A 663-nucleotide genomic window follows, 5' to 3' on the forward strand; every position below is an offset into this window, starting at 1 on the left:
GGCGGGGCTGGCGGACGAGGTCGTCTCCCTGGCCTCGCTGCCTTCCCGACTGACGCTCGCCGTCCGGGCAGGCCCGCAGTCGGGGTGAGCCATAATATCCGCTTGTTAAATCTTGGAGCCTGACTGGACACGGAGGAATGGTCTTCGTGTCGAGGGGTGTCAATATCCCATCAGGCCCATCCCCTCGTTCCAATGAGCACACCCCTGCCTTCCTTCCTGTCCGCCTTCATGGCGCTCCCCGACCCCGCCTACGTCCTGGACGCGGTGGGGCGACTCATGGCGACGAGCGCCTCGGGCGCGCGGGCCTTCGGCCAGGGGCCCGAGGGGCTGGTGGGCCGGAGCTGGAGTGAGCTGGGCCTGCCGGTCGAGGACGCCGCGAGGCTGGAGTCCGCGCGAGCGCGGGCCTCGTCGCTGGGGGACAGCGTCACGGTGGAGCTGCCCTGGCCCATGGACTCGGGCCTGCGGCGGCACGCGCTGGTGCTCACCCCGCTGCCCGCGTCCGACAGCGAGCAGGGCCTGGTGCTGGTGACGGCGCGGCCGCTGACGGAGGCGGAGGCGGTGTACTCGCGCGCGCTGGAGCTGGAGCAGCTGGCGCGCGCGGAGGTGGAGCAGGCCGAGCGTCGACGCTCGTTCCTCTACCAGGCGATGACGACGCTGTTCACC

1 protein-coding gene is annotated in these 663 nt (G+C 71.3%); it reads left to right on the plus strand.

Going from position 1 to position 663, the window contains the following annotated elements; genetic code table 11:
- Window positions 1–192 precede the first annotated feature (192 nt).
- A partial coding sequence (locus FL311_RS43490; RefSeq protein WP_153882733.1) for a PAS domain-containing protein occupies window positions 193–663 on the plus strand: 471 nt, incomplete at its 3' end.

The organism is Myxococcus sp. AB025B, assembly GCF_006518215.1.
Taxonomy (GTDB): Bacteria; Myxococcota; Myxococcia; order Myxococcales; family Myxococcaceae; genus Myxococcus; species Myxococcus fulvus.